At 73.2% G+C, this 21479-nt stretch carries 16 protein-coding genes and 1 pseudogene; 9 read left to right on the forward strand and 8 right to left on the reverse strand.

The features are described from left to right. The 3 genes and pseudogenes from VT52_RS28445 to VT52_RS28455 all read right to left on the reverse strand — a co-directional run. Nucleotides 1-205, reverse strand: a pseudogene (locus tag VT52_RS28445) (crotonyl-CoA carboxylase/reductase); the annotation flags it as partial. A 433-nt stretch (nt 206-638) separates the two neighbouring features. Continuing rightward, a complete protein-coding gene (locus tag VT52_RS28450; protein WP_240509912.1) occupies nt 639-1457 on the reverse strand; it encodes a TetR family transcriptional regulator in 819 nt (272 codons plus the stop codon). 157 nt (nt 1458-1614) lie between these two features. Next, entirely contained in the window at nt 1615-3417 is a 1803-nt protein-coding gene (locus VT52_RS28455; RefSeq protein ID WP_046418253.1) for a 3-hydroxyacyl-CoA dehydrogenase family protein, read from the reverse strand. A 401-nt stretch (nt 3418-3818) separates the two neighbouring features. Between VT52_RS28455 and VT52_RS28460 the strand changes: the two genes are divergently transcribed. After that, complete coding sequence (locus VT52_RS28460) at nt 3819-4403, forward strand: adenylosuccinate lyase (protein ID WP_046418250.1); 585 nt, start codon at nt 3819-3821, stop codon at nt 4401-4403. 43 nt (nt 4404-4446) lie between these two features. Here VT52_RS28460 and VT52_RS28465 read toward each other — a convergent pair whose 3' ends face one another. The 5 genes from VT52_RS28465 to VT52_RS28485 all read right to left on the reverse strand — a co-directional run bounded on the left by VT52_RS28465 (nt 4447) and on the right by VT52_RS28485 (nt 9492). Beyond that, on the reverse strand, nt 4447-4923 hold the full coding sequence (locus tag VT52_RS28465) for a hypothetical protein (protein WP_046418249.1): 477 nt from the start codon (nt 4921-4923) through the stop codon (nt 4447-4449). 161 nt (nt 4924-5084) lie between these two features. After that, a complete protein-coding gene (locus tag VT52_RS28470; RefSeq protein WP_046418247.1) occupies nt 5085-6146 on the reverse strand; it encodes a YihY/virulence factor BrkB family protein in 1062 nt (353 codons plus the stop codon). 93 nt (nt 6147-6239) lie between these two features. Next, nucleotides 6240-6656: a RidA family protein gene (locus VT52_RS28475; RefSeq protein WP_046418246.1), complete on the reverse strand. Its 417-nt coding sequence runs from the start codon at nt 6654-6656 to the stop codon at nt 6240-6242. Between the two features lie 89 nt (nt 6657-6745). Then, nucleotides 6746-8299 carry an alpha/beta hydrolase gene (locus VT52_RS28480; protein ID WP_046418243.1) on the reverse strand — a complete coding sequence of 518 codons (1554 nt, stop codon included), beginning with the start codon at nt 8297-8299 and terminating at the stop codon, nt 6746-6748. Nucleotides 8300-8445: 146 nt separating this feature from the next. Next, complete coding sequence (locus VT52_RS28485) at nt 8446-9492, reverse strand: Rv2578c family radical SAM protein (protein WP_046418241.1); 1047 nt, start codon at nt 9490-9492, stop codon at nt 8446-8448. 191 nt (nt 9493-9683) lie between these two features. Between VT52_RS28485 and VT52_RS28490 the strand changes: the two genes are divergently transcribed. From VT52_RS28490 to VT52_RS28525, 8 genes are all read left to right on the forward strand, one after another. Then, nucleotides 9684-10127, forward strand: coding sequence for an SRPBCC family protein (locus tag VT52_RS28490; RefSeq protein WP_046418238.1), 444 nt, complete (start codon nt 9684-9686; stop codon nt 10125-10127). 184 nt (nt 10128-10311) lie between these two features. Beyond that, on the forward strand, nt 10312-12753 hold the full coding sequence (locus tag VT52_RS28495) for an MFS transporter (protein ID WP_107481469.1): 2442 nt from the start codon (nt 10312-10314) through the stop codon (nt 12751-12753). 153 nt (nt 12754-12906) lie between these two features. Further along, on the forward strand, nt 12907-15435 hold the full coding sequence (locus VT52_RS28500; RefSeq protein WP_046418236.1) for an ATP-binding SpoIIE family protein phosphatase: 2529 nt from the start codon (nt 12907-12909) through the stop codon (nt 15433-15435). 105 nt (nt 15436-15540) lie between these two features. Further along, nucleotides 15541-16260 carry a class I SAM-dependent methyltransferase gene (locus tag VT52_RS28505; protein WP_046418234.1) on the forward strand — a complete coding sequence of 240 codons (720 nt, stop codon included), beginning with the start codon at nt 15541-15543 and terminating at the stop codon, nt 16258-16260. A gap of 175 nt (nt 16261-16435) precedes the next feature. Beyond that, on the forward strand, nt 16436-17269 hold the full coding sequence (locus VT52_RS28510; RefSeq protein WP_046418232.1) for a M55 family metallopeptidase: 834 nt from the start codon (nt 16436-16438) through the stop codon (nt 17267-17269). After that, a complete protein-coding gene (locus tag VT52_RS28515; protein ID WP_046418229.1) occupies nt 17262-18566 on the forward strand; it encodes a M20/M25/M40 family metallo-hydrolase in 1305 nt (434 codons plus the stop codon). Before VT52_RS28510 ends, VT52_RS28515 begins: the two co-directional genes overlap by 8 nt. Before the next feature lie 20 nt (nt 18567-18586). Next, nucleotides 18587-20539 carry a prolyl oligopeptidase family serine peptidase gene (locus VT52_RS28520; protein ID WP_046418226.1) on the forward strand — a complete coding sequence of 651 codons (1953 nt, stop codon included), beginning with the start codon at nt 18587-18589 and terminating at the stop codon, nt 20537-20539. Then, entirely contained in the window at nt 20536-21459 is a 924-nt protein-coding gene (locus tag VT52_RS28525; RefSeq protein ID WP_046418224.1) for a S66 peptidase family protein, read from the forward strand. Before VT52_RS28520 ends, VT52_RS28525 begins: the two co-directional genes overlap by 4 nt. Nucleotides 21460-21479: the final 20 nt, after the last annotated feature.

The following is a 21479-nucleotide window of genomic DNA, read 5'->3' on the forward strand; positions in this document are numbered from 1 at the left end:
CCTCACCCGGCCCGAGCTCGGGCACGGGGACGTCGTCCAGGTGGATCGACTTGCGCGGGTCCTTGTCGCGGGTCTTCATGCCCGCGAACATCTCCGTCTCGTCCTTGTGCACGGTGATCGCCCGGTACGACTCGGGCAGCGGCAGGGCGGCGAAATCGGCGGACGTGGCGTCCTTCGACTGGATCGCGGCGAGGATGTCCTTCACGGTCACGGTAGTGCCTCCGGCGGTGAGCGTCCCCGGGGGAGGGGCGCTTGAGGGTTCGTCGGTGCTGTGCGGTGCGTGCTGCTGAGGGTTTTTTGAAAGTGCCGTCGGTTCGGCTCGGTGGTGCTTCGGCAGCGCTTTGTGGCGCGGGAGGTTGCCTGTGACGCAGGCGTCCGGGCGCGCAGGCCATGGGCTTGCGGGGACAGCCGGCGAACGAATGGTCGCTGCTCGCCGGCCGCCCGGACCTCTTCAACGTATGACACCGCGTGTCAGGTGACAAGGCACTGAGTGCCAGAAGTTCCTCTCAGATGAAATCTTTACGTAACAAATGAGCGATGATCGATCGAACGGTTCTCGAAATCCGCATGAAAAGGGCCCCTGACATGGCAAAACGGCCACCCCGAAGGGTGGCCGTCATCACAGCGGTGGGGCAGGTTCAGCGCTCCTTCAGCGCCTCCTCGATGGTGCGCATGACCTCTTCGAGGGGGGCGTCGGTGCGGGCGACGGTGACGAGCACCTCGCCGTGCGGGGACACCGTCGCCGGGGCGGTGGCCGCCGGCCGGGCGGTCGTGCTCCGTCCGGCGCCGATGCCCGTCCCGAAGGTCCTGCGGACGATCGCGAACGCGTGGTCGAGCTGCGCCTCCACATCGCCCTGGCCGTCCGCGCGAAGCCAGCGCCGGAGCACATGGTTGTGGGCGGTGACGACCGCGGAGGCGGCGACCTCGGCCAGCAACGGGTCGTCATTGGCGTCGTCCGCGTGCGCGCGCTCGTCGAAGTGGCCGAGCAGATAGCGGGTGAACAGGCGCTCGTAGCGGGCGACGGAGGCGATCTCGGCCTCCCGCAGGGTGGGCACCTCACGGGTGAGCCGGTAGCGGGCCACGGAGATGTCCGGGTGTGCCGCGTACATCCTCATGACCTCTTTGATGCCCCGGCACACCGTGTCGAGCGGGTGCTCGTGCGCCGGAGCGGCGTTGAGGACCGCCTCGGCGCGGACCAGGGTGTCGTCGTGGTCCGGGAAGATCGCCTCCTCCTTGGAGCGGAAGTGGCGGAAGAAGGTGCGGCGGGCGACGCCGGCGGCCGCCGCGATCTCGTCGACGGTGGTGGCCTCGTACCCCTTGGTCGCGAACAGCTCCATGGCTGCGGCCGCCAGTTCCCGGCGCATCTTGAGCCGCTGGGCGGCGGCTCGACTGCCTGCGGCACTTTCCGGCGCGTCGGGCGTAGCTGGTGTACGTGAGGACTTGGCGGGCTGGGACATGCCCCGAACGTACTGCATGTACGCCGTGCCGTGTGCGGGAGCCCGGTTTGCCCCGCCCGGCCCCGAAGGGCCTGGCGGGGGAGCCGTGGCGGGGTCGAGCAGCCCGCCCCAGTCCGCCTCCGCGTCCGTCTCCGCGGGGGACCAGTCGCCGACGCCGTCAGCGGCGGGCATACTCGCGGAAGCCGCGGCCGGTCTTGCGGCCGAGGCAGCCCGCGGCCACCAGGTGCTCCAGGAGCGGGGCCGGGGCGAGACCAGGGTCGCGGAACTCGCGGTGCAGCACCTTCTCGATGGCCAGCGAGACGTCCAGACCGACCACGTCCAGCAGCTCGAACGGGCCCATCGGGTAGCCGCCGCCGAGCCGCATCGCCGCGTCGATGTCGTCCAGCGTCGCGTAGTGCTCCTCGACCATCTTCACCGCGTTGTTCAGGTAAGGGAACAGCAGCGCGTTCACGATGAAGCCGGCCCGGTCGCCGCAGTCCACGGCGTGCTTGCGGACCTTCCGGCAGACCTCGTGGACGGTGGCGTGCACATCGTCGGCGGTCAGCACCGTGCGCACGACCTCGACCAGCTTCATGGCCGGGGCCGGGTTGAAGAAGTGCATGCCGATCACGTCCTGCGGGCGCGAGGTGGCGCGGGCGCAGGCGACGACGGGCAGGGAGGAGGTCGTGGTGGCGAGCACCGCGCCGGGCTTGCAGACCTTGTCCAGCGACTGGAAGAGCTGCCGCTTGACCTCCAGGTCCTCGGCGACCGCCTCGACGGCCAGGTCGACGTCCGCGAAGGCGTCGTAGGAACCGGCCGGGGTGATCCGCTCCAGGGTCTGGGCGGCCGCCTCGGCGGTCAGCCGGCCCTTGTCCACGGAGCGCGCCAGCGACTTGCCGATCCTGGCCTTGGCCGCCCCGGCCTTCTCCTCGCTGCGCGCGGCCAGGACGACGTCGTAACCCGCCTTGGCGAACACCTCGGCGATGCCGGAGGCCATGGTGCCGGAGCCGGCGACGCCCACCGAGCGGACCTCGCGGCCCGGGACGCCGGCGCCGTCCGCCGCCGGGGTCAGCGGGTCCGGCACCACGGTGGCGCTGCCCGGAGCCTCGTAGGTGTAGAAGCCGCGCCCGGACTTGCGGCCGGTCAGGCCCGCCTCGCTGAGCTGCTTGAGGATCGGGGCGGGGGCGTGCAGCCGGTCGCGGGACTCGGCGTACATGGCGTCGAGGACGGTGCGCGCCGTGTCGATGCCGATCAGGTCGAGCAGCGCGAGCGGGCCCATCGGCAGACCGCAGCCGAGCCGCATCGCCGCGTCGATGTCCTCACGGGAGGCGTAGCGGGACTCGTACATCGCGGCCGCCTGGTTGAGGTAGCCGAACAGCAGGCCGTCCGCGACGAAGCCGGGACGGTCGCCCACCGCGACGGGCTCCTTGCCCAGTGCGAGCGCGAGGTCCGTGACGGCGGCGACGACCTGCGGCGCGGTCAGCACCGAGGAGACGACCTCCACCAGCTTCATCGCCGGTGCCGGGTTGAAGAAGTGCAGCCCGAGCACGCGCTCGGGGCGGGCCGAGTCGGCGGCGAGGCGGGTCACCGACAGGGCGTTGGTGCCGGTGGCGAGGATGGCCTCCGGGCGGACGACGCCGTCCAGTTCGCGGAAGATCTGGTGCTTGGTCTCGTACGACTCCGGGACCACCTCGATCACGAGGTCGGCGTCGGCCGCCGCGGCCAGGTCGGTGGAGGTGCGCAGCCGGGCGAGGGCTTCCGTGCGCTCGGTCCCGGTCAGCCGGCCGCGCTCCACGGAGCGGGCGGTGGAGGACTCCAGGGCGGCCAGCGCGCGGGCGACCTGGGCCTCGCCGATGTCGATGCCGACGACCTCGCGGCCGGCCTGCACGAGGACCTCGGCGATGCCGGTGCCCATCGTGCCGAGGCCGACGACAGCGATCTTCATGAGGGACAGAGGGGTGTCGGACAGGGGAGTGGCCATCGCGGGACTCCAGGGATGAGGGTGACGACGAGGAAGCGCCGGGTGCGCCGAAGGCGCACCACGGAACGCGAAGGAGTGCGGGTGTTGCCGGGCTGACGAGCGCACACGCCCGGTGCCGGTGCCGAAGGGCGTGCACACGCCCGGCGGCGGCGATGTCTTCCGACCGGCTCTGTCCCGAAGCCGGGTCGTACTCGCGGTACTTGGCGCGCGAGGCGCACCCGATGTACCGAACCGATCCTTGCCCGCGACGGCCGCGTCACCAGACCGTCGCCAGCGGAGTGCGAGAGGGTTGCTCGCTCGTCTGAGCTTAACCGGTGGGTAACGAGCGCGCCAGCCCCCTGAAGGGTTCTTTGTGTGCCAGGTGTCTCCCGTTGCCCCGGCAACATGCTTAACCTGATGCCGTGGACGAAGAGTTGCGATCGGTCACGGAACGCTTACGGCAGGAGTCGGGAGGCTCGGCGGCGTTCGACGCCCTGCTGGCCACCGGGGACCTGGACGAACTGGCGGAGGTCCTCAGCGCGCCCGGACAGCCGCTGTGGGCGAGGGAGTTGGCCGCCTTCCGGCTCGGCCGCGCGGGCGACCGGCGTGCCTTCGAGTCCCTGGTGCTCCTGCTCAACCACCGCGACCCCCCGCGCTGCGCCGGTGCCGCGCACGCGCTGGCCCGGCTCGGCGACCCCCGCACCGCCCGCGCGGCCGCCGCCCTCGCCACCAACGAACTCCGTGTCGCCTACGCCCTGCACCCGGTGCGGCTCCTCGTCGTGCTGCGCGCCCCCGAGTCCGTGCCCGCGCTGATCACCACCCTGGAGCGCCGGCTGCGCCCGCACGACCCGTACCGGCGGGTCGCCCTCGCCTGCGTGGAGGGCCTCGGCGCCCTCGGCGACGACCGCGCCCGGCGCGTCCTCACGGAGGCTCTCGCCCATCCGGCGCTCGCGGAGGCGGCGGTGTACGCGCTGGCCCGGCTCCCCGAGGGGAAGCGGACCGGCTGACGGCGGGCCGGGCGGTTCGGCGCCCGGCCCGCGGCTCGTGCGATCAGGGCCAGTACGCGGTGCACACCCGGTGCCCCGCGTGCCACGCGCAGGCCCGCGCCGCCAGGTGCCAGCCCTTGCCGTGCAGGTACCCGACCGCGCGGGTGTGCCGCGTGCCGTCCGGGCGCACGGTTGCCGAGCAGGCACCGAGGTCCGCCCATGAGCCGTAGTCGACGTCCCACTCCAGCGTGACCGTGTCGCCCTCGGCCGCACCGGAGGCGGCCGCCCAGACCCGGTACGGCGCGCCCGGCCTCGCGTTGCCGTAGCGCACCTCGACCGTGGCGCCGCCGATCCGCAGGGCGGGACCGTCGTGCCGGCGGTGGCCCGGGATCCGTGTGCCGGGATCGACGCTCGTACCGCACGTGGTCCCGGCGCGGGCCGGCCGCGCCGACTGGGCGGCCGTCGCGGTCGCGGCCGACGCGGCGGCCAGCACCGCAACGCCGGCCATCGCGGCCACCACGCCCCTGGAGTTGATCACCATGCGGCTGCCCCCCTCGCCGGCTGTGCGACGTCACCGATCACTGACACGCCGTGCGCACAGTGGCCCGAGGCCGAGGTTGACAGCAGTGCGGGGGAGTGGACAAGGAGCGGCGGGGGCACGTCCCGCGCGCCGCCCCCGCGCACCCGGCGCGCGGACGGCGATCAGCTGTCTTTCATACGGCGGACATCGTCCCGGTCCCACGTCGCGGTGTCCCGGGGTTCGGTGTACGAAGTGTCGGACCCGGGCGGACGGCCGCCCGCGACGGCCCGCTGCCGGGCGGTCTCGGCGTCGAACTCCAGGCCCAGCAGGATCGCCAGATTGGTGATCCAGAGCCAGATCAGGAAGATGATGGCACCGGCCATGGCGCCGTAGGTCTTGTTGTACGACGAGAAGTTCGCCACGTAGATCGCGAAGCCGGCGGAGGCGGCCATCCAGATGAGCAGCGCCAGGAGACTGCCCGGAGTGATCCAGCGGAATCCCCTGACCTTCGCGTTCGGGCAGGCCCAGTACAGGATGGCGATCATCAGGACGACGAGGAGGACCAGCACCGGCCACTTGGCGATCGACCAGGCCGTCAGTGCCGCGTCCCCCATGCCGAGGGCCTGTCCGGTGTGCCGGGCCAGGCCACCGCTGAAGACCACGATCACGGCGCAGACCAGCGCGATCAGCACCAGCGCCACGGTGACCCCGAGGCGCACCGGCAGCACCTTCCACATCGGGCGGCCCTCCGGCACGTCGTAGACGGCGTTCGCGCCGCGGATGAAGGCGGCGACGTACCCGGACGCCGACCACAGGGCCAGCACGATGCCCACGACCGCCAGGACCGACCCTGTGCCGGCGCTGTTCTGCAACTGCTCCACGGTCCGCGTGAGGACGTCCCGCGCGGAGCCGGGGGCGAGCTGCCGGATGCTGTGCAGCAGCCGGTCGGTGGTCGATCGCCCGGTGACACCGAGCAGCGCCACCAGTACCAGCAGCGCGGGGAACACGGCCAGCACCGAGTAGTAGGTCAGCGCGGCGGCCCGGTCGGTCAGCTCGTCCTTCTTGAACTCCTTGAGACTCCCTTTGAGGACGGCCGCCCACGCGCCCTTCGGCAACCGCGCCGGCGACCGCGGAGCCCTCTCCTCCACCTCCCGCCCCGGCCCGGCCTCCTCGGGCGACGGCACCCGGGAATCCGGCTCGCCGTCGTCGCGGTCCCTGCGTCCTGGAAGGTGCGGCTTCTCCATGAGGCCCGGGTACCCCGAAGTTCCGGGAACCCGTGGCGGACCGGGGGCGCCGGCCCGGCCCGCGGGGCCGGGGCGGGGCGGGCGGCGCCGGGGTCAGACCGTGGCGGACCCGGCGTCCGGGACCACCGCCAGCGCCTCGATCTCCATCAGGAAGTCCGGGGAGACCAGGCCGGCCACCTGGACCGCGGAGGAGGCCGGGAGGCGGTCGTCGGGTATGCGGGTGACGCGGGCGGCGCGGACGGCCGGCATGTGGGCCATGTCGGTGACGAAGTACGTCAGCTTCACCACGTGCTCGAAGCCCGCGCCCGCCGCGGCCAGGCAGCGGCCCAGGTTCTCGAAGACCTGGCGGGCCTGGGCCGCGGGGTCGCCCACGCCGACGAGTTCGCCGTCCTCGTCCAGGGCCAACTGGCCGGAGACGGCGACGAGACGGCCCGTCGCCGCGACCACATGGCTGTACTGCGCCGCGGGCGCCACACCGGCGGGGGCGGTGATCCTGATCGGTTCGGTCATGCGCCCAATCATGGACCACGCCCCCGGCAACGCCTGCGCTCGGGAGACCACTTGGCGACGGCTCCCCGGCCGCCCCCCGTGCGCCGCCCTCAGCTCCGGAACCCCAGCAGGCCGTGCAGGATCGACCCGCGCGAGGCCGTGGACGCCGCCTTCGAGGCGAGCGGCACCGGGTCCGGGGACTTGGCGCAGACGGCGTCCGCCGGGCCGGAGGAGCGGGGTACCGCGCCGTCGGCGAGGTAGGCGGCGAGGTAGCCGTCCAGGCACGCGTTGCCGCTCAGGGTGATGCCGTGGTTGCCGCCGCCCTGTTCGACCACCAGGCTGGAGCCGGCCAGCAGACGGTGGGCCGCGACGCCGCCGGCGTACGGGGTGGCCGCGTCGTCCGTGGCCTGGAACAGCAGCGCCGGCGGCAGTTCGCCGTTGGCCACGTCCGGCTGCCGGGCGCGGTTCGCCGGCCAGAACAGGCACGGCGCGTTGTACCAGGCGTTGTTCCAGGCCATGAACGGCGACTTCTCGTGCACCGCCCACGCGTCCCGCCGCCAGCGCGCCCAGTCGCGCGGCCAGGCGGTGTCCCCGCACTGCACGGCCGTGTACACGCTGTAGCCGTTGTCGCCGGAGGAGTCCACGCCGGCGAACTCGTCGTACGCCCTCACCAGCGGCTCGGTCCTGCCGTCGTGGACGTAGGCGGCGAACGCCTCGGCGAGGTACGGCCAGTAGCCGTTGTAGTAGCCGCCCGGGATGAACGTGTCCTCCAGCTCGGCCGCGCCCACCTTCCCCCCGGCCGGTTTCTTCGCCAGGGCAGCCCGCATCGCGTACCACTCGGCCTCGACCTTCGCGGGGTCCTTGCCGAGCCCGTACGTCGCGTCGTACTTGGCGATCCAGGCCATCAGCGCGCGGTGCCGGTCGTCGAAGGCCCGCTCCTGGCCGATGTTGTCCGCGTACCAGACCCCGGTCGGATCGACGATCGAGTCCAGCACCAGCCTGCGGACCCGGTCGGGATGCAGCTTGGCGTAGACCGCGCCGAGGTAGGTGCCGTACGAGTAGCCGAAGTAGCTGATCCGCGACGCGCCGAGGGCCTCGCGGATGCTGTCCATGTCCTGCGCGCTGCTGACGGTGTCCATGTACGGCAGCACGTCGCCGTACCGCTTGCCGCACTCCGCGGCGAAGGACCGGGCGCGCTCCAGGTTCGCCTGTTCGAGCGCGGACGTGTCCGGCACGGTGTCCGGGCGCACCGGCGCGAAGTGGCCGGGCGCGCAGTCGAGGGCCGGGCTGCTGTGGCCGACCCCGCGCGGGTCGAAGCCGATGACGTCGTACCGCGCCGCCACGTCCTTCGGCAGCGCCGAGGCCACGAACCCGGCGAGCGTGCGCCCGCTGCCGCCGGGGCCGCCGGGGTTGACCAGCAGCGGGCCCTGGGAGGCCGCCGCGGTGTGCGGGACGCGGGACAGGGCGAGCGTGATGTGTTGGCCCGACGGTCTCGCGTGGTCCAGCGGCACATCGAGCGAGGCGCACTCGAGTGTCGGGTAGTCGTCGGTGGCGCACTTCTTCCAGGTGAGCGGCGCGGGCGCGGCGGCCCGCGCCGGCACCGTGGTGACCGAGCCCGCCAGGACGGCGGCGGCCGCGCACAGCACGGCTGCGCGTCTTCTCATGGGTCCTCCCGGGACGGAGAGGTCGAGCGGACCGCGCGATCGCGGTCCTCGCCGCATCGTCCCGATGCGGGGCCCCCGGAGAACGTGTTGTGCCGATAGTTGACCCTATTGCCCGCGCGAAGCCCTCGAACGCTCCCGAACGGGCGTCACATCAGGGTGAGCTGCGTCGGCTCGGCCGTCTCGGGGAGCGGCGCGGGCTGCGCCGTGCGGACCAGGCGGGCCGCGCCCGCCCGCGTGGGCCCGATGCCGTACTCCCGAGCCAGCTCGTGCACCTGACGGGTGATCCGGCGCTGGTACCAGGTCGGCGCGTAGGACCCCCCGGCGTACATCCGCTCGTAACGGCGCACCAGATCCGGGTGGTGCTCGGCCAGCCAGGCCATGAACCACTCCCGCGCGCCGGGCCGCAGATGCAGCACCAGCGGGGTCACCGAGGCCGCCCCGGCCGCCGCGACGGCCTCGACGGTCGCCCGCAGCTGCTCCGGACGGTCGCCGAGGAACGGGATCACCGGCGCCATCAGGACGCCGCAGCCGATGCCGTGCTCGCCGAGGGCGCGTACGACGTCCAGCCGGCGTTCGGGCGCGGGCGTGCCCGGTTCCACGGTGCGCCACAGGCCGGTGTCCAGGAAGCCGACGGAGACCGAGATGCCGACGTCCGTCACCTCCGCCGCGCGCACCAGCAGGCCCAGGTCGCGCAGGATGAGCGTGCCCTTGGTCAGGATCGAGAACGGGTTCGCGTGCTCGGTGAGGGCGGAGATGATGCCCGGCATCAGCCGGTAGCGGCCCTCGGCGCGCTGGTAGCAGTCGACGTTGGTGCCCATCGCCACGTGGTCGCCGCGCCAGCGGCCGGAGCCCAGCTGGCGGCGCAGCACCTCCGGTGCGTTCACCTTGACCACGATCTGGGTGTCGAAACCGATGCCGGTGTCCAGATCCAGATAGCCGTGCGTCTTGCGCGCGAAGCAGTAGACACACGCGTGCGAACAGCCCCGGTACGGGTTCACCGTCCATTCGAACGGCATCCGGGAGGCGCCCGGCACCCGGTTGAGCACCGAGCGTGCCCGGACCTCGTGGAAGGTGGTCCCGCGGAATTCGGGCGTGTCGAACGTACGGGTGGTCACGGCGTCCGCGCCGAACAGCGCGGCGTCGGGGACGCGGCCGTGTCCGGCGGGCTCGTCGGTGAGGTTGTCCCAGCGCATGACCCCTCCTCGGTGGCGCTCGTCCGACACAATAGAACATCTGTTCCCATGATCGTGCGTACCCCGTCGCGCCCCGTCGCGCCCCGCCGGTCACCCCGTCGCGCCCCCGACACGCACCCCGATTTGGGCGGCCGGGACCCGGGATGGTTGGCTTTTCCCAATCCCGAGCAATCAGGTCCTGGAGGAACGCAATGGCGCAGGTCGAGGCCACTACGGAGCGGGTCGTCGCGGCGGACGCGGAGAAGGTGCTCGACGCCCTCGCCGACTACCGCGGCACCCGGCGGAAGCTGCTGCCCGAGCAGTTCAGCGAGTACGAGGTGCGCGAGGGCGGCGACGGCGAGGGCACCCTCGTCCACTGGAAGCTCCAGGCCACCAGCAAGCGGGTGCGCGACTGCCTGCTGGAGGTGAGCGAGCCCACCGACGGCGAGCTGGTCGAGAAGGACCGCAACTCCTCCATGGTCACCACCTGGCGCGTCACCCCCGCCGGTGAGGGCAAGGCCCGCGTCGTCGTCACCAGCACCTGGAAGGGCGCCGGCGGCATCGGCGGCTTCTTCGAGCGGACCTTCGCGCCCAAGGGCCTCGGCCGCATCTACGACGCCGTGCTCGCCCGGCTCGCCACCGAGGTCGAGAAGTAGCCCCAACCCCCGCACGGTGAAGGGGCGTTGAGCCCTTCCAGGGGCGTCCCTTCACCGGTTCGAGTGGAAGTCCCGCCCACCGGGAACCGCCCCGTAACTCACCGCTGTTGTTCGTAGTTGTCGCCTCGCGCGAGAAATTGCACGGGTACGACAGCCGCGATGACGGCGACGAGGGGAGCGGTACGTGGGCGGGACGACTCTGGTGGATCACGACACGCTCGTGCTGCTGCCCGCGGCCCGCAGGGCACCCGCCGAGGGTGCCCCGCAGGAGCCCCCGACGGACGGCGCGGCGGGCGGCCCCGAAGCGCCGGTGCCCGGTCACTCGCTGAGCCCGCGCCGGGTGCGGCTGGTCTTCCTCGGGCTGATGCTGGCGATGCTGTCGGCCGCCCTCGACCAGATGATCGTCGCCACCGCCCTGCCCAAGGTGGTCGGCGAACTCCACGGCCTGGACCGGATGTCCTGGGCGATCACCGCCTATCTGCTGACCTCCACCATCGGCCTGCCGCTGTACGGCAAGCTCGGCGACCTCTTCGGCCGCAAGGGCGTCTTCCTGTTCGCCATCGCGGTCTTCGTCGCCGGCTCCGCGCTCGCCGGACACGCGGGCGGCATGAACCAGCTGATCGCCTACCGCGCCCTGCAGGGCGCCGGCGCGGGCGGGCTCATGATCGGGGTACAGGCGATCATCGCCGACATCGTGCCGCCCCGGCGGCGCGGCCGCTACATGGGCCTGATCGGGGCCGCCTTCGGAGTCGCCTCCGTCGCCGGCCCGCTGCTCGGCGGCTACTTCACCGATCATCTCTCCTGGCGCTGGTGCTTCTACGTCAACGTCCCCTTCGGGCTGGTCACGTTCGTCGTGGTCGCCGCCGTCCTCCGGCTGCCCAGGCCCGAAGCGCGCGGCCGCCTGGACGTGCTCGGCTTTTTGCTGCTCGCCGCCGCGTCGACGTGCCTGGTGCTGCTGACCAGTTGGGGCGGCACCGAGTACGCGTGGGGCTCCCGGCAGATTCTCGGCCTCGGCGCGGGCGCCCTCGCCGCCACCGCGCTCTTCCTGGTCGCCGAGCGCTTCGCGGCCGAACCCCTCATCCCGCTGCGGCTGTTCCGCGACCCCGTCTTCAACGTCACCGCTCTGGTCGGCCTCGTCATCGGTGTCGCCCTGTTCGGCGCCGCCGGCTACCTGCCGACCTTCCTCCAGATGGTCGACGGGGCCAGCGCCACCGGCTCCGGGCTGCTGATGCTGCCCATGACGGCCGGCATCGTCGTGGCCTCGCTGCTGTCCGGCCAGCTCATCAGCCACACCGGGCGCTACCGGATCTATCCCGTGCTCGGCGGCGCCGTCTCCGCCGTCGGCATGTGGCTGCTGTCCCGCCTCGACGCGGAAACCTCCCGGCTCCAGTACAGCGTCTGGATGGCCGTGCTCGGCGCGGGTATCGGCCTGGTGATGCCCGTGCTCGTCCTCGCCGTGCAGAACTCGGCGCGCCCCGCCGACCTCGGCACCGCCACCAGCGCCAGCAACTACTTCCGGCAGATCGGCGGCAGCGTGGGCGCCGCCGTCTTCGGCACCCTCTTCGCGAACCGGCTCGGACACGCCCTGCGCCGGGAGTTGCCCCCGCGCGCCGGGACCCGGCTGCCCGACCCCGAGTCCCTCACCCCGCAACTGGTCCACGCCCTGCCCCCGGCCCTGCGCGACGCCTACGTCCGCGCGTACGCCGACGCCATGCCCCGGATCTTCCTGTACCTGGTCCCGGTGCTCGTCCTCGGCCTCCTCGTCGCCTTCTTCCTCAAGGAGAAACCCCTGGTGTCCCACCACGCCACCGAATCCGACCCCGACAGCGCGCACACCTCCGTCCCCCATGCCCGTTCGCCCTACGCCGCCGGAATCCCGGTGTGCGGCACCGTGCAGCACCCCGACGGCACCGTGGTGCCCCGCGCCGCGCTCACTCTCGTCGACGTCACCGGCCGGCAGATCGGCCGGGGCGCGAGCGGCGAGGACGGGCGGTACGCGCTGAGCACGCCCGGCTCCGGGTCGTACGTCCTGATCGCCGCCGCCGGCGGGCATCAGCCGCAGGCCGTCTCCGTCACCGTCGGCGAGCGGCCGGTGGAACTCGACGTCGTCCTCGGCGGCGCGGGACGACTCGCGGGCGGCGTGCTCACCGCCGACGGCAGCCCCGTACGGGACGCCACCGTCACGCTGACCAATGTGCACGGCGAGGTCGTCGCCACCACCCGCAGCGGCCGCGAGGGCGGTTACGTCATCACCGAGCTGGTCGCGGGCGAGTACACCCTCGCCGCCAGCGCCCCCGCGTTCCGCCCGGCCGCCCTCCCGGTCAGCGTGCAGGCGTCCCGGGAGACCCGGCAGGACGTCGAACTCGCGGGCGGCGCCGTGCTGCGGGGTGTCGTACGGGCGAGTGGCGGACGGGTCGTGGAGGACGCGCGGGTCACCCTTCTGGATGCCGCGGGCAACGTCGTGGACACCCTCACCACCGGAGCGGACGGGGCCTTCCGGTTCGTGGACCTGTCCTCCGGCGAGTACACGGTCATCGCCGCGGGTTACCCGCCGGTCGCCACGGTGCTCCAGGTCGCGGGCGGGGGCCGGACGGAGCGGGATCTCCAGCTGGGGCACGAGGACTGAGCCGGCGCCCGCGCGGGTGCCGGGCCGCCGGCTGGTGCGATCATGTGAGAGCAATTCCCGGATTGCCACACATCGCCACCGGCCGTCGCCGTACCGTAGTGGCCAGCGGCACAGATCGTTTGCGAGCAGCCGTGGGGAGAAGGGGCCTGGGCCATGGATCGTGCCAGCGAGCGGGACACGGCTCCCGGGCGCGGCGCCGCCGGCACCGAAGCGGGCCGGCTTCCGCTTGCCGTGATCGTCGTGGACCGTGACGGCCGGGTGTCCCACTGGAGCAGCGGGGCGCGGCGGTTGTTCGGCGTGGCCCGCGAGGAGGCCGTCGGACGCCCTGCGGGCGATCTGCTGCCGGTCACCGGCGCCCTCCCCGACCGACTCCGGGGCGACCCCGTGCCGGACGCCCGCGAGGCGTACGACGCGGAGCCGGACCACGGCGCCGCGGGGTACGCCGACGACCTGGGGCCGGGCCCCGACCTGGAGGCGTCCCTCGGCGGACAGTCCTCCTTCGCCACGGCCGGCCGCGCCCGCCTCTTCGCACCCCGGCGACGGGAGACGGACGACGAGCCGGAGCCCGGCCCTGAGCGGCTCGACGTGCTGTGGTGGGCCTACCCGTTGGTCGGCCCCGGACCCGCCCGGCTGCTGGTGCTCGCCGCCGACGCCGTCCGGCTGCGCGCGGAGCGCGGCTACGACGACGAGGCCGCCGAACGCATCGCGCCCGGCTTCGCCCGCCACACCGAGCTGCCGGCCTTCGACGAACTGGAGCGCCGGCTGCCGGAGATCCTGCCCAACATGGGCCCTGGGCTCAGCGGCCGCATCGTCTCCCAGATCCTCGAACTGGGCTATCCCGTACTGGAGTTCAGCCAGTTCGAACGGGTCCCGGTGACCCCGTACTGGGGCGTGCCCCGCCGCCTGGGCCGCGCTCCAGCGGTAGCCGCCGAGAGCGTCGAAACGCGCCCGCGCCCGCCCGCGGTGACAGCCGTACCCCTCGGCGCCGAACGGGACCTGGAGTACGCCGCCGTCCGCGAGCGCCTCGAATTCCTCAACGAGGTCAGCTCCGGCATCGGCTCCTCGCTCGACCTCGGCGAGACCATCCGCGAGGTCACCAGCGCCGCCGTGCCCCGCTTCGCCGACTTCGCGGGCACCCATCTGCGCGCGGCCGTCCTCGCCGGCGAGGGCTTCCCGGACGGGCCGCCCGACGCCAGCACCGTCATGTTCCGGGTGTGGGTCGAGCACAACGACGAACCGGGCCGCTGGGACGACACGGTGCCGGTGGGCGAGGCCTTCGCCTTCCCCGAGCACACCCCGTTCCACCAGTGCATGGTCACCGGCGACCCGGTGCTCGTCCCGAAGGTCACCGACGAACTGTCCGAGCGCATCTCCGGCGAGTTCGAGAAGCGCGACCTCAGGCCGCTGATCGGCGGCCGCTCGCTGCTGATCGTGCCGCTCAAGGCGCGTGATGTCGTCCTCGGATTCATGGTGCTGATGCGCCGCCCCGACCGGCCCGAGTTCGACGACATGGACCGCACCACCGGCGCCGAACTCGCCGCCCGCGCGGGCCTCGTGCTCGACAACGCGCGCATGTACACGTACCAGGAGAACGTCGCCGACACCCTCCAGGACGACATGCTCCCGCAGGTCACCCCGCGGATGGCCGGCTGCGACGTCGCCACCCGCTACCTTCCGGGCACCCGGCTCGGACGGATCGGCGGCGACTGGTTCGACACCATCAAACTGCCCGGCTCCCGTACCGCCCTGGTCGTCGGCGACGTCATGGGCCACGGCCTCCACTCGGCCGCGATGATGGGCCAGTTGCGCACCGCCGTGCAGACCATGGCCGCGATGGAGACCCCGCCGGTCCAGCTCCTGCGCAACCTGGACGACCTGGCCCGCCGGCTGGGCGACAACTACCTCGCCACCTGCCTGTACGCGGTCTACGATCCGATCCGCGGCGAGGTCACCCTCGCCAACGCCGGACACATCCCGCCGGTGGTGGTGCGCGCCGAGGACGGCAGCAGTGAGCTGCTCGACCTGCCGACGGGTGCGCCCATAGGCGTCGGCGGCGTCCCGTTCGAGGCGGTCCGGATCAGGGTCGCGCCCGGGGACCGGCTGGTGCTGTGCACCGACGGCCTGGTCGAGGTGCGCGGCTCGGACATCGGCGAGGGCCTCGCCGCGCTCTGCGAGTCCGCCGCGCATCCCGCCGCCTCCATGGACGACGCCTGCGACACCATCATCCGCGCCCTCAACACCCACGGCGGCCGCAAGGACGACGTCGCCCTGCTGATGGCCCGGCTCAACGGCATCCCCGCCGAACACGTCGCCGAGTGGCGGCTCGACAACGAGCCCCGCGAGGTGGGCCGGGCCCGCCGCCTGGTTCGCGAGCAACTCCTCGCCTGGGGCCTGCCGGAGCCGGTGGAGACCGCCGAGCTGCTGGTGAGCGAGGTCGTCGGCAACGCCGTACGGCACGCCGAGGGAGACCGGATCGGGCTGCGGGTGGTACGCACCGACGCGTTGCTGTTCGAGGTCACCGACGAGGAGCCCACCCTGCCCGCGATGATCGCCGCCGGCCCCCGTGACGAGTACGGGCGCGGGCTGCGCGTGGTCAGCAGGCTCGCCCGCGAATGGGGCGCGAGCGCCACCGGCCACCGCAAGACGGTCTGGTTCGAACAGTCGGTCACGGGCAGCCGCTGAGCCGGCGAGAGGCATCGGTACGTCCCGTGAAGGCGGCCGCCCCGCCCTTGCCCGCGCCCCGGTCCCCGCGATATCCCGATCACGGCAACCGATCTGGGAGAGCGCATGAATGTTTCGGACAACTACCGTGGCAACTGGGAGAGTTACTGGAGCGAGACCTCCGAGGCTCCGGGTGAGGCGATCTGGGACTCGGACCCCTCGCTGACCGCGGAGCCGCACTCCGCGCTGCTCCTGCCGCACGCGGACCGGTCCCGCACCATAGTCGACCTCGGCTGCGGCAACGGCACCCAGACCCGCTATCTGGCCACCCGGTTCGCCCGCGCCGTCGGCGTGGACCTCTCGCACGCGGCCGTCGAACACGCCCGGCGCGCCGCCGGGGACGCGCCCGTGGAGTTCGAACAGCTGGACCTGACCGACAGCGACGCGGTGAAGGCCCTGCACGGCAGGCTCGGCGACTGCAACGTCTACATGCGGGCCGTCATCCACCAGAGCGAGCCCGCCGCGCGCTCCGCGGTCGCCGCCGCCGTCGCCATGCTCGTCGGCGAGGCGGGCCGCGCCTTCGTCGTGGAGCTCACCCCCGCCTCCCGCGAGGTCCTGGAGCGCGCCGCCTCCGAGCCGTCCGGCCCGCCGCCCAAGCTCATGCGGGTCTTCCGGCACCACCTCAAGCCCGCCGACGCCGACGAGGGCGAGGTCCCGCGCCTGCTCGGCGAGGCCGGCCTGACCGTCCTCGCCGAGGGCGACACCGTCCTCCCGCAGACCGAACACCTCACCGACGGAACCCGCATCGACCTGCCCGCACGCTGGTTCGTGCTCGCGGGACGCTAGGGGCTCCCCTCAAGGATCCCGCCGGGGTCGCGGGATCGCGGGGTCCGGGGAAAAGCCCTGGGCCGAGCCTCGCCCGCGTGGCCGAGCCGCCCCCTGACCGGCGGCAGGACGCCGCGGGGGCGAGGTTCGTGGCTTTTGTAGCCGGGGAACCCCGCAGCGCGTAACGTGACGCTCCATGAAGATCCTCATCAGTGCCGACATGGAGGGGGCCACCGGTGTCACCTGGCCGGCGGACGTACTGCCGGGGACGCCGCAGTGGGAGCGCTGCCGGGGGATGTTCACCTCGGACGTGAACGCCGCCGTGCGGGGTTTCTTCGACGGCGGCGCCGACGAGGTGCTCGTCAACGAGGCCCACTGGACGATGCGCAATCTGCTGCTCGAACAGATGGATGAGCGGACGGAGATGCTCACCGGGCGGCACAAGGCGCTGTCCATGGTCGAGGGCGTCCAGCACGGGGACGTCGACGGGGTCGCCTTCGTCGGCTACCACGCGGGCGCCGGGATGGAGGGCGTGCTCGCCCACACCTACCTCGCCAACCAGATCACCGGTGTCTGGCTGAACGACGTACGCGCCAGCGAGGGCTTGCTCAACGCGCATGTCGTCGCCGAGTACGGCGTCCCCGTCGTCCTCGTCACGGGCGACGACGTGGCCTGCGAGGACGCCCTCGGCTACGCGCCCGAGGCGCTGAAGGTCGCCGTCAAGGACCATGTGTCCCGATACGCGGCCGTCTGCCGCGCCCCGGCCCGCACCGCGGCCGACATCCGTGCCGCCGCCAAGGAGGCCGCCCGGCTCGCGGTGCGCCACGCGCCCGTGGAGGCGGGCCCGTTCACCGTGGCCGTGGAGTTCGACGCCGAGCACCTGGCGCTGGCCGCGACCGTGGTCCCGGGCGTGGCGCGCGTCGGCGAGCGGAAGGTGGCGTACACCAGCGCCACCATGTACGAGGGGATCCGGACGTTCAAGGCGGTCACCACGATCGTCTCCAGCGCCGTGGAGGAGCAGTATGGCTGACCCGCAGGCCCTCGACGAGGTGGTGGAGTTCACCTCGGGGCTGATCCGGATCGACACCACGAACCGGGGCGGCGGCGACTGCCGGGAGCGGCCTGCCGCCGAGTATGCGGCCGAGTGGCTGGCCGGCGCCGGCCTCGAACCGCTGATGCTGGAGCGCACCCCCGGCCGTACCAATGTGGTCGCCCGGATCCCGGGCACCGACCCGGCTGCCGACGCCCTGCTGGTCCACGGTCATCTCGACGTGGTGCCCGCCGAGGCCGCCGAGTGGAGCGTGCCCCCCTTCTCCGGGGAGGTCCGGGACGGGGTGGTGTGGGGGCGGGGCGCCGTCGACATGAAGAACATGGACGCGATGATCCTCGCCGTGGTCCGCTCCTGGGCCCGCACGGGGGTGCGGCCCCGCCGTGATCTGGTCATCGCGTTCACCGCCGACGAGGAGGCCAGCGCCGAGGACGGCTCCGGCTTTCTCGCCGACGAGCACGCCGGGTTGTTCGAGGGCTGCACCGAGGGCATCTCCGAGTCCGGCGCCTTCACCTTCCACGACGGCGCCGGGCGGCAGATCTACCCGATCGCGGCCGGCGAACGCGGCACCGGATGGCTCAAGCTGACCGCGCGCGGCCGCGCCGGGCACGGCTCCAAGGTGAACAGGGAGAACGCGGTGACCCGGCTCGCCGCCGCCGTCACCCGCGTCGGCGAGCACGAGTGGCCGCTGCGGCTCACCCCGACCGTGCGCGCCGCGCTCACCGAACTCGCCGCGCTGTACGGCATCGACGCCGACTTCGGCGATGTCGACCGGCTGCTGGAGAAGCTGGGCCCGGCCGCCAGGCTGGTCGAGGCGACCGTCCGCAACAGCGCCAACCCGACCATGCTGGAAGCCGGTTACAAGCTGAACGTGATCCCCGGCGAGGCCGTCGCCCATGTGGACGGACGTTATCTGCCCGGCGGCGAGGAGGAGTTCACCGCCACCCTCGACCGGCTCACCGGACCGGACGTCGACTGGGAGTTCGCGCACCGCGAGGTCGCCCTCGAAGCACCGGTGGACTCGGCTCTCTTCGACCGGATGCGCGCGGCCGTGCAGGAGTTCGCGCCCGAGGGACATGTCGTGCCGTACTGCATGTCCGGCGGCACCGACGCCAAGCAGTTCTCCCGCCTCGGCATCACCGGCTACGGCTTCGCACCGCTGAAACTGCCCGAAGGGCTCGACTACCAGGCGCTGTTCCACGGCGTGGACGAACGCGTGCCCGTCGAGGCGCTGCACTTCGGCGTCCGCGTCCTCGACCGCTTCCTGCGCACGGCCTAGACGAGACGGGGGAGGAGAACATGCACAGGACGCCGTACGGCACCTGGCCGTCACCCATCGACGCGGCACTCGCCGCCGCCCACGACGGCCGCCCGGACTGGGTGGGCTACGTCGGGGACGAGACCTGGTGGACCGAACCCCGCCCCGGCGAGGGCGGCCGCCGCGCCCTGATACGGCGCCGCGCGGACGGCACCGAGGAGTCGCTGCTGCCCGCGCCGTGGAACGTGCGCACCCGGGTCGTCGAGTACGGCGGCCGGCCCTGGACCGCCGAGGCCCGGGGCGGCACGCCCCTCGTGGTGTTCGCCAACTTCGCCGACCAGCGGCTCTACGGTTACGAGCCCGGCGGCGAACCCCGCCCGCTCACCCCGCTCTCCGCGGTCGGCGGCGGACTGCGCTGGGCGGAACCGCACCTCGACCTCGAACGGGGCGAGGTGTGGTGCGTGCTGGAGGAGTACACCGGCGACGACCCCGGCGACGTCCGGCGCGTCCTCGCCGCCGTACCGCTCGACGGCTCGGCCGCCGAGGACCGGGGCGCGGTACGCGAACTCGCCCCGGAACAGCACCGGTTCGTCACCGGGCCCCGGCTCTCCCCGGACGGCCGGCGCGCCGCCTGGCTGGCCTGGGACCACCCGCGGATGCCCTGGGAGGGCACCGAACTGCGCGTCGCCGAGGTCGGCGAGGACGGCGCCCTGCACGGCGCGCGCACCGTCGCCGGGGGAGCGGACGAGGCCGTCGCCCAGGTGGAGTGGGCCGCGGACGGCACTCTCCTGTACTCCAGCGACCGCGGCGGCTGGTGGAACCTCTACCGCGACGACGTCCCGCTGTGCACCCGCGAGGAGGAGTTCGGCGGCCCGCTGTGGCAGCTGGGCCTGCGCTGGTTCGCGCCGCTGGACAGCGGGCTGATCGCGGTCGTGCACGGCAAGGGCTCGACCGTGCTCGGCATCCTGGACCCGGAGTCCGGGGAGATCGTCGACGCGGCGGGCCCCTGGACCGAGTTCGCCGCGAGCCTCGCCGTGCACGGGAGCCGGGTCGCCGCCGTGGGGGCCAGCCCGCGCACCGCGTACGAGGTGGTCGAACTGGACACCACCACGGGCCGCGCCCGAGCCGTCGGCGCCCGCCACCGGGACCCGGTGGACCCCGCCTACTACCCAGAGCCGCAGATCCGCGTCTTCACCGGGCCCGACGGCCGCGAGGTGCACGCCCAGGTCTTCCCGCCGCACCACCCCGGGCACACCGCGCCCGACGGCGAACTGCCGCCCTACGTCATCTGGGCGCACGGCGGCCCCACCAGCAGGGTGCCGCTCGTCCTCGACCTGGAGATCGCCTACTTCACCTCCCGGGGCATCGGCGTCGCCGAGGTCAACTACGGCGGCTCCACCGGGTACGGCCGCGCCTACCGCGAGCGGCTGCGCGAGCAGTGGGGCGTGGTCGACGTCGAGGACTGCGCGGCCGTCGCCCGCGCGCTCGCCGAGGAGGGCACCGCGGACCCCGGGCGGCTCGCGATCCGGGGCGGCAGCGCGGGCGGCTGGACCACCGCGGCCTCCCTCACCACCACCAGCGTCTACGCGTGCGGCACCATCATCTACCCGGTCCTGGACCTGACCAGCTGGGCCTCCGGCGGCACCCACGACTTCGAGTCGCGCTACATGGAGTCCCTGATCGGTCCGTTCACCGAGGTGCCGACCCGCTACACCGAGCGCTCGCCCGCGAGTCACGCCGACCGCCTCACCGTGCCGTTCCTGATGCTCCAGGGTCTGGACGACGTCATCTGCCCGCCCGTGCAGTGCGAGGAGTTCCTCGCCCGCGTGCAGGGCAAGGGCGTCCCGCACGCCTACCTCACCTTCGAGGGGGAGGGGCACGGGTTCCGCAGGGCGGACACCGTGATCCGTGCTCTGGAGGCCGAACTCTCGCTGTACGCACAGGTCTTCGAGCTGGACGTGACCGGCGTTCCGCGACTGGAGCTGCGCCGGTGACCGCCCTCATCCGCCCGCCGAGGCTGGCCCCGGGCGCCCGGGTGGCCGTCGTCGCCCCCAGCGGACCCGTGCCCGAGGAGCGCCTCCAGGCGGGCCTCGACGTACTGCGCGGCTGGGACCTCGACCCCGTCGTCATGCCCCATGTCCTGGCCCGGCACGGCGAGTTGGGTTACCTGGCCGGCGGCGACGCGGACCGGGCCGCGGACCTCCAGAACGCCTGGTGCGACCCTTCGGTGGCCGCGGTGCTGTGCGCCCGCGGCGGTTACGGCGCCCAGCGCATGGCCGACCTGGTCGACTGGGACGCGCTGCGCGCGGCCGGGCCGAAGGTCTTCCTCGGGTTCAGTGATGTCACCCATCTGCACCAGGCGTTCGCCACCCGCCTCGGCCTGGTCACGCTGTACGGGCCGGTGGCCGCCGGGATCGACTTCGTCAAGAGCGCGCGGGCGCAGGAGCACCTGAGGGCCACGCTGTTCGCGCCCGAGACGGTACGGACCATCGCCACGCCCGGTACGGCGCTGGTGCCCGGCCGGGCCCGGGGGGTGACTCTCGGCGGCTACCTCGGCGGGCTCGCCGCCGACCTCGGCACCCCGCTCGCCCGGACCGGCGCGCGCGGCGGACTGCTGATGATCGAGGACGTGACCGAACTGCCGTACCGCATCGACCGGTTGCTCACCCAGTTGCTGCGCTCCGGCTGGCTCGACGGGGTCGCCGGGATCGGACTGGGCTCCTGGGAGCGGTGCGGCCCGTACGAGGAGGTCCGCGCCGTCCTCGCGGACCGGCTCGGCGGCCTCGGGGTGCCGGTCCTGGAGGAGATGGGGTTCGGGCACTGCGAGGACGCGCTGACGATCCCGTTCGGGGCCGAGGCGGAGCTGGACGCGGACGCGGGGACGCTGACGCTGGCGGCGCCCGCGCTGAGCTGAGCGCACCCCTCGCGGCGGAG

Origin of the sequence: Streptomyces malaysiense, from assembly GCF_000980885.2 — a bacterium.
In the GTDB taxonomy this organism is placed as follows: Bacteria; Actinomycetota; Actinomycetes; order Streptomycetales; family Streptomycetaceae; genus Streptomyces; species Streptomyces malaysiense.